The organism is Methyloceanibacter sp. (genome assembly GCF_050728395.1).
GTDB lineage: Bacteria > Pseudomonadota > Alphaproteobacteria > Rhizobiales > Methyloligellaceae > Methyloceanibacter.
The window spans coordinates 1-6,111 of record NZ_JBOHJB010000132.1; the positions used below are offsets into that span (position 1 = coordinate 1).

General features: G+C 61.9%; 7 protein-coding genes. 2 read left to right on the forward strand and 5 right to left on the reverse strand.

From position 1 onward, the window contains the following. Positions 1-120: 120 nt before the first annotated feature. Together ACREC7_RS15300 and ACREC7_RS15305 are read left to right on the forward strand one after the other, a co-directional pair. On the forward strand, positions 121-645 hold the full coding sequence (locus ACREC7_RS15300; protein ID WP_431556556.1) for a hypothetical protein: 525 nt from the start codon (positions 121-123) through the stop codon (positions 643-645). 196 nt (positions 646-841) lie between these two features. After that, positions 842-1,663, forward strand: coding sequence for a quinoprotein dehydrogenase-associated putative ABC transporter substrate-binding protein (locus ACREC7_RS15305; RefSeq protein ID WP_431556557.1), 822 nt, complete (start codon positions 842-844; stop codon positions 1,661-1,663). Between the two features lie 3 nt (positions 1,664-1,666). Here ACREC7_RS15305 and ACREC7_RS15310 read toward each other — a convergent pair whose 3' ends face one another. The 5 genes from ACREC7_RS15310 to pqqA form a co-directional block, all read right to left on the reverse strand. Then, positions 1,667-3,004, reverse strand: coding sequence for an ABC transporter substrate-binding protein (locus tag ACREC7_RS15310; protein WP_431556558.1), 1,338 nt, complete (start codon positions 3,002-3,004; stop codon positions 1,667-1,669). Between the two features lie 225 nt (positions 3,005-3,229). Further along, positions 3,230-4,462, reverse strand: coding sequence for a pyrroloquinoline quinone biosynthesis protein PqqE (gene pqqE, locus ACREC7_RS15315; protein ID WP_431556559.1), 1,233 nt, complete (start codon positions 4,460-4,462; stop codon positions 3,230-3,232). Beyond that, positions 4,459-4,704, reverse strand: coding sequence for a pyrroloquinoline quinone biosynthesis peptide chaperone PqqD (gene pqqD / locus ACREC7_RS15320; protein ID WP_431556560.1), 246 nt, complete (start codon positions 4,702-4,704; stop codon positions 4,459-4,461). The genes pqqE and pqqD overlap by 4 nt, the downstream gene beginning before the upstream one ends. 56 nt (positions 4,705-4,760) lie before the next feature. Beyond that, the gene (pqqC, locus tag ACREC7_RS15325; RefSeq protein WP_431556562.1) at positions 4,761-5,483 is read right to left on the reverse strand and encodes a pyrroloquinoline-quinone synthase PqqC; all 723 of its coding nucleotides are present in this window, start codon (positions 5,481-5,483) and stop codon (positions 4,761-4,763) included. A 353-nt stretch (positions 5,484-5,836) separates the two neighbouring features. Continuing rightward, entirely contained in the window at positions 5,837-5,926 is a 90-nt protein-coding gene (gene pqqA, locus ACREC7_RS15330; protein ID WP_431556561.1) for a pyrroloquinoline quinone precursor peptide PqqA, read from the reverse strand. Between the last annotated feature and the right edge of the window lie 185 nt (positions 5,927-6,111).

Sequence of the window (6,111 nt, forward strand, 5' to 3'; positions counted from 1 at the left end):
GTGTGAACTCGGTGACATATAATGGCTTTCATGCGTTGTACTCGCAAAAACCTTTGGACGTGGTCGAACATGAGTTTAGATTCTTTATGGAAAACGACTCAGTGCGGCGGGGGGCCCACTATGCGTCGTCCAGTGCTGATCTTGGCTGCTATCCTCTGTATCGGGCTGTTTTGCGGCAACGCCTCTGCCCGCCAGCTTTGGCTTCCCACCATTGATAATCCGTTCTGCGCGATTACTACCTACCTTTTGCCGGACTTGCCCGAGCAGGCGATGTCCACGATGGATGAAAACGGCCAGCCGATCATCGTGGTCAGCGCCATGACCATGGCCGAATCCATGGCCTATGGCCGCTTCCTCATGGCCCACGAGTGCAGCCATCATACGCTCGGCCATGTTGCCGCCTACCATCGGGAACTCGGCCACCTCGGCCCGCAGCCCTTTTTCTACATCGCGCCCCAGTTGAAGCACATGGAGCTCGATGCGGATTGCAATGCTGTAAGGATGCTTAAGCTCAAGAATGAGCCCGAGACCATCGAGGCCGCGCGGCAAATGATGCTGAAATTTGGCGGCAAGCCCACCGGAGCCTACTATCCGACCGGCATCGAACGGGCCGATAACATCGCCAAGTGTGCCGCCCAATATTAGGCGGCTTTCAAACTATCGCTGCCCATGACGCTCTTGAGCTAGGGCCATTTTCTGCGCGCTGGCGCGGGGAGGGGCTGGAAACGTCGCCTCTCCCATATGATATGCTGACGGTCCCTGTGCCCTCGTGATCCAAATGACCGCATCTAATCTGACGGACAGTCGTGCCGCACGCGGGCTCGGACTCCGATGCTCGAAAGTGCTGGCAACGGTTTTGATTGCTCTGCTCGCAGGCGCCGCGACGGTGGGCGCCAGGGCTGCCTCCACCGACGGCACACTTCGCGTGTGTGCCGATCCGCAAAACATGCCGTTCTCCAACGAAAAGGGGGAGGGGTTCGAGAACAAGCTCGTTGACGTCATCGCCGGCAAACTCGACCTGCACGTCGTCTACACCTGGCTGCCTCAGGTCGTGGGCCACGTAGCCACGCTGCCGGACGACACGGACTGCGACATTCTCATGGGCTACGCCCAAGGCACCGGGATGATCGAGGACACAAATCCCTACTACCGGACCTCCTATGTGCTGATCTACCGGCAGAACGATAAGAGCCTTGCCGGCGTCGAAAGCCTTGCCGATGAGCGTCTCAAGAGCAAGACCATCGGCATCCTCGCCCGCACGCCGCCGGTCAGCATCATGGCGATGAACGGGCTGATGGCAAACGCGCGGTCCTTTGAGGTCATGGGCGACCGCAGCTCGGGCGACGCCGCGGCGGCGGTGATCGCGGCAGTCGCCTCTGGCGAGATCGACGCCGGCATTTTGTGGGGGCCGCTCGGCGGTTACTACGCGCAAGCGGCCAAGGTGCCGCTTGCTCTCGTACCCTTGGTGAAGGAGAAGGCAGGACCAGCCACGATCTACGGCATCACCATGGGCGTGCGCCCTAACGAGCCGGAGTGGAAGCACAAGCTGAACAAGCTGATCGCCGAGAATCAGGCCGACATCAACGTCATGCTCAGCGAATACAACGTGCCGCTGCTGGACGAGAACGGCAACCTGATCAAGACATCGACGGCCGAGCGTTAGACCCTACATCTTGCAGGTGCTCTCGGGCTCATCGATGCCGAGAGTGTCCATCTCGATCTCGGGATGGCTCGCATGCGGGAAGCCACGCTGCGGCGAGAGCGAGACCGGAACCTTGTCGGTGGCGATGAGGATCGGCTGGCGGAACTGCCCATCCCAGGGGCGATACTGCTGCTTGATGCCCTTGAACGGGGCGAGCTGAAGCTCGCTGCCGTGAATGAAGGCGTCGACTTTGGCGAAGGGCTCGCCGTGGTTGCGGGTCACGGCCTCGCCCACAGTCCTTGCCGCCACGTAGGCCTGATAGTCGATCGGCAAGATCAGGCGCTTGAAATCCTTTTCGAAGTGGTTGTTCATCTGCGTGGCGCCCCACTTCTCGTGGCCTGGGCTCCAGGTGGTGGCGACGAGGCCGGTCGTTCCCGCCACCGGCCGGGGCTTGCCGCCGCCGCGGTAGGGCATATACGGACCGAACAGCTGGTCTTCATCGGCGACGATGATGACGTCGTAGTTGGGGTCGGCGGCGAAGGTGGCATCGACGCTTGCCTGCTTGCCCGGAGGGATGACGCCGACATCGTCGCGCCTGCCGCCCGAGACGTCCTTGTACTCGCGCTGATCGACGATACTGGCGCCGAACCGCCCGGCGGCGCGCCTGATCGCGTCGGCATAAGCGAGATCGCCCGGCGTCGAGCCGTGCACCAAGAGCCAGTTGGTCCATTTCTTGATCACGAGATATTGGGCGAGCGCGTCGGCCAGCATGTAGCGATCGGGCACGACATGCATGACATTGGCGCGGCAATTCTCCTGCCTGAGCGACACATCGGTGGCGCGGATGTTGAAGAGGAGAATGTCCTTGCCCTTGGCCCAGTCGGACAGCTTGAGCAGCGTGTCGGCGGATGCGTCAACGATGATGTAGTGGTGGCCGGTGTCATAAAATTTTTGCATGGCGCCGAGGGCGGCGTCCGGAGAGGCGACGGACCTCACCTCGAGCGAGTAGAGGTCGCCGGTAAATTGGCCGCCGGCGTTGTTTTCTTGAATGGCGAGCTTGGCGCCGGCAATGCCGGCATCGTCGGGTTCGTTGTCCACGCGCGAGGCCGGCCGCGGACTATCCGGGATCTCGCGAAGATAGCCGATGGGGACCGGCGTCATCGCCGGCGATTCCGGCACCTGCACCTGGATGCCGTCGAGCTTGGCCTCGGGTGCTGCCGTTGGGGCTGGCGCTCCCGCCGCTGGCTGGTCGGCTGCGATCGCCTCGCCGCGCCACAGCGTCATGACGCCGGCAGCAAGGACAAGGCACAGGGTGACGCTTAAGGATGTTCGCCGTGGGCGGGCGAGGGGAGAGAGGTGCATGATGGACCGACCGACGCCTTCAAAGGATGCCGGGCTCCTCGGAACGGACCCGGAACGAGCTTTCCGCCGCCGCTTGAACCGGTCGAGCGACCGGTCATGGTAGCGATAATAAAATAGGCATTGCAAGGTGGAAACCTGGGCAGGAAGATTTGGCAACCCCTCGGGCCAAACCGAAATGCCCCGACAAGCCCGCGGCTCGTCATGACAAGCAGGCTGGCGGCAACTCTATTCCGCCGGAACCAGCGGGCGCGTCTCGGGCTTCGCCGCGCTCGGCGCGTTGCGCGGGTTGCGATAGACGAAGGCCGGGGGCTCTTTCGCCGCTTCGGCGCGAGCTAGCGCCACCATCTCGCCGTGATAGGGCGAGAGCGCGCAAGCCGGATCGGTGTTGCGGGCATCGCCGGTGATGGCCATGGCCTGACAGCGGCATCCGCCGAAGTCGATCTCGCGGAAGGCGCAGGAGCGGCAGGGCTCCTTCATCCACTCCGTGCCGCGGAAAGCGTTGAAGGCATCGGAGTCAAGCCAGATGTCGAGCAGCTTGCGGTCCTTCACGTTGTCGAAGCTGAGATGCTTGATGGTCTCGGCGGCGTGGCAGGGGAGAACCTTGCCGGCCGGCGTGATGTTCATGAAGCCCTTGCCCCAGCCGCCCATGCAGGGCTTCGGGCGCTTGGCGTAATAATCGGGAACCACCATGTCGATGGTGAGCACCCCCTTGAGGCGCTCGCGCTCGCGCTCGACGAACTCGATCGACTCGATGGTCTGCTCATAGGTCGGGATCAGCGCGGCGCGGTTGAGGTAAGCCCAGCCGTAATATTGGACGTGGGCGATTTCGAGCCGCTGGGCGCCGAGCTCGAGCGCAAGCTCAATGTAGCGGGGGACATTGTGAATGTTCTGACGGTGGATCGGCGCGTTGATGGTGAGTGGCAGGCCAAGCTCCGTCACCCAATGAGCGACGTCGAGCTTCTTCTGCGTGGCGCCGGGATAGGCGCCGATGCGCTCGGCGTTCTCGGCATCAACGTCCTGGAAGGAGATCTGCACGTGATCGAGGCCACGCTTGACCAGCTCCTCGAGGCGCGGGCGGGTCAAGGTGACGGCGGCGGTGATCAGATTGGTGTAGAGGCCGGCCTTGGAGGCGGCGGCAACGATGTCCTCGAGGTCCTTGCGCGCCGTGGGCTCGCCGCCGGAGAGGTGCACCTGGAGAATGCCCATGGCACCGGCCTGCTCCATCACCGACACCCACTCGGCGGTGGTCAGCTCCTTGTTGACCCGCTCGAGCTCGAGCGGGTTGGAGCAATAGGAGCATTGCAGCGGACAGCGATGGGTGAGCTCGGCGAGCAGCCCCACCGGCGCCAGCGCGCACAGTGCCTCGGTCGTGCTTCCCACCACGCCTTCGGTCGGCTCGTCATCGACGACCAGCGTCTCGAAATGTCCCTTACCGTTGTCCATCTTGGTCGGGCTCATGCCTTTATATATCCCTTGTCCGCCAGCCCTTGCAGCAGCTCGAGCACATCCTTGCGGATCACGTCGACCGCTGCTGCATAGTCCTTGGCCAGCGCCTCGGTTATCTCCTCCACGGTTCTCTTGCCGTCGCAGAGCTTGAGCACTGCGACGGCGGTCTCGTCAGGTGTCAGAATGCGCTCCGGCGCCAGCAACACCCAGCGGCCACGCCCCGCATCATGGCGGAGCTTGAGATAGGCCGGCAAAAAGGGGCGTGTCTCCTGGGTTACCATCAGACGCCCAAGGGACGTGCCTTCAGCCATCATGCTTTTTCCGGCACGAAGGCGCCCGGCGGAATCATCGCCGGGTCGTAATAGGCCAAATAAAGCGCATCGAGCTGCGACCACAGCACGTTGCATTTGAATCTCAGAGCGTCGAGGGCCCCGCTTTGCGCCTCAGGCGTGCGGGCGTTACGCTTCACATAGTCGAGGGCATAGTCGGCGTCGCGCGGGGCCTGGGCCAGCCGGCGTTTGAAGTACTGCATCACCTCGTCGCTGATGAAATCGTAGTTCTCCAGCATGCCCGAGATGCGCTCCTTGTGAATCTCCGGCGCGAACAGCTCGGTCAGCGAGGAGGCCACCGCCTCGACTAGGGTCTTCTCCCGAACGAAATTGACATAGGCCTCGACGGCGAACTTAGTTGCGGGCAGCGCGCCTTTCATCGAGACGACGTAGTCGCGGTCGAGGCCAAGCCCGTCGGTCAACACCAGCCAGCGCTCGATTCCGCCTTCCTCCTCGCCATAACCGTCATGGTCGAGAATGCGGTGAACCCAGTCGCGGCGGATCTCGCGGTCGTGACACCGGCTGATCAAGGCGGCGTCCTTGCGCGGCACCGCCGACTGGTAGCAATAGCGGTTCAGCGCCCAGGCTTGGACCTGGCCCTTGTTCAGCTTGCCGCCATGCAGAAGCTTATGAAAGGGGTGCTTGTCGTGATAGCGCTCGGCGCCGATGGCGCGGAGCTCCTGCTCAAGTTCCTCGGGACTCATAATCTTGGTCACGGCCTGATCATCACTTTCAACCGGATGCCTAAGAGGAACATCGAGTAACTCCCCGGCACTATCACCGGATTGATCGACCTGCTGTGGGATCATGACTGCGAGCTGCCGCGGTGTCTTTCATGGCCGCTGTTCGGCCCTATTTTAGCATGGGGAGTCTGGATGAGAGGCGCATGACGCGTCGATGAAATCTGTCTGCATACCAGATTAAGAAAATCTGAACGGGAAGCTTTGGCAAGAGCTTGCCGCAAACGAGAGTGTGCCACGCAATCCTCAAAAGCGAAACGGCGACCCCGCTATCCGCCGGATCGCCGTTCCGATTTCCGAGGATGAATAAGAACGGATTAAGCGCGATCCAGCTCGGCCGGCAGGTAGCTCGTTACTTCCATGCTGGACTCCGTCTCCTCAACCGTCGGCTTGTGCCACTCACGCATTATTGGCTCTCCTCGGTTGCGATTTTCAGGCTCAAGCGTCCGACCCGGCGCGACCAGAACTTTACTCAACCGGTTGGCCGCACCGAATCCTCCTCTTCTATTTGGGCGCCGCAGGTGATAATTTCAATTCGTATCTCCTTATGCGAGTCATAAGTTTACCTTATCGCTCAAATAAGCGGCACTTA

Coding starts and splice junctions, on each gene's coding strand:
- ACREC7_RS15300 (WP_431556556.1), top strand. CDS start 121: ATGCGTCGTCCAGTGCTGATCTTGGCTGCTATCCTCTGTATCGGGCTG.
- ACREC7_RS15310 (WP_431556558.1), bottom strand. CDS start 3,004: ATGCACCTCTCTCCCCTCGCCCGCCCACGGCGAACATCCTTAAGCGTC.
- pqqE (WP_431556559.1), bottom strand. CDS start 4,462: ATGAGCCCGACCAAGATGGACAACGGTAAGGGACATTTCGAGACGCTG.
- pqqC (WP_431556562.1), bottom strand. CDS start 5,483: ATGAGTCCCGAGGAACTTGAGCAGGAGCTCCGCGCCATCGGCGCCGAG.
- pqqA (WP_431556561.1), bottom strand. CDS start 5,926: ATGCGTGAGTGGCACAAGCCGACGGTTGAGGAGACGGAGTCCAGCATG.